Below are 995 nucleotides of genomic sequence, written 5' to 3'. Positions count from 1 at the left end.
CGCCGCCGTCCGCCCCCAGCGCGGAAATCGCGCCCGACAGGTCCAGCGCGCCAACGGCGGCGGCCGGGCCCGCGCCGGCTTCGAACACCGCGTCGCCGCCCTTGCCCGCGCGCCGCTTGCCGCCCGCCAGCACGGCGGCGCCGCTGTCCAGGATCACGCCCGAGCCCGCCTCCAGCTTGATGTTGCCCGAGCTGCGCAGCGACACCAGGCCGCCATTGCCATAGGGCAACAGCGCATGGTCCTGCGGCCGCGCGCCCAGGTTGGCCCACAGGCCGCCCACATCCAGCGTCGCGCCGGCGGCGACCTGCACGCCCACGGCGCGGCCGGATCCGCGCGGCAGGGTCACGGAGTCCTCCACGCGTCCGCTCGGCGTCAGCTGCCGCAGCACGTTGCCGGCCTGGATGGCGCCACCCGGCGCGGAGATGCCGGCCTTGATATCCACCCAAGGCGCGTACAGCACAGCCTCGCCCCCGGGCGCCAGCCGCAGCGCGTCGTTCACCGCCACCGTATCGACGGCGGCCAGCCTCAAGCCGCCCAGCCCGGCCTGGTTCAGCCAGGCCGCGCTCAGGCGGATCTCGCCGGCGCCGGCCTCGCCCTCGCCCACCGTGATCTTGCCCGCGACGCCCGTCAGCCCCCAGGACAGCGTCTTGCCCGCCTCGTCATAGCGCGGCAGATAGCTGCCCGCCACCAACTCGCCGCGTCGCGCGGCGGCATGCTGCGGCTGCAGGAAGCCGTCGAGCGCCGCCTGCGGCGCATCGGTCTGGCGCGGCCCCAGATAGGTTTCGCCCGTCATCCCGCCTTCCAACCGCGCGCTGCTGGCCGACACCACCAGCCGGCCCGCGTCGCGTCCCACGGTGTAGCCCGTCTCATAGCGCTGGCGCGGCGCGATCAGCGGATTGTAGAAGGTGCGCGTGGCCCGCTCGCCCCAGCGCTCGTGCTTCTGCTCGAAGCCCTTGTACAGGCCGGTGTAGAGCAGGTCGCCGGGCGCGCGCGAC

1 protein-coding gene is annotated in these 995 nt (G+C 74.9%); it reads right to left on the bottom strand.

Annotation, left to right across the window (positions count from 1 at the left end; translation table 11 throughout):
- The coding region (locus KDH83_RS30815) for a hypothetical protein (RefSeq protein ID WP_212322854.1) at nt 1-995 on the bottom strand (995 nt) is incomplete at both ends.

It is taken from the genome of Achromobacter sp. Marseille-Q0513 (assembly GCF_018195695.1).
Lineage (GTDB): Bacteria > Pseudomonadota > Gammaproteobacteria > Burkholderiales > Burkholderiaceae_B > Achromobacter.
The sequence above is the reverse complement of the archived record's forward strand: the minus strand, read 5'-3'. Positions and strand labels throughout refer to the sequence as shown.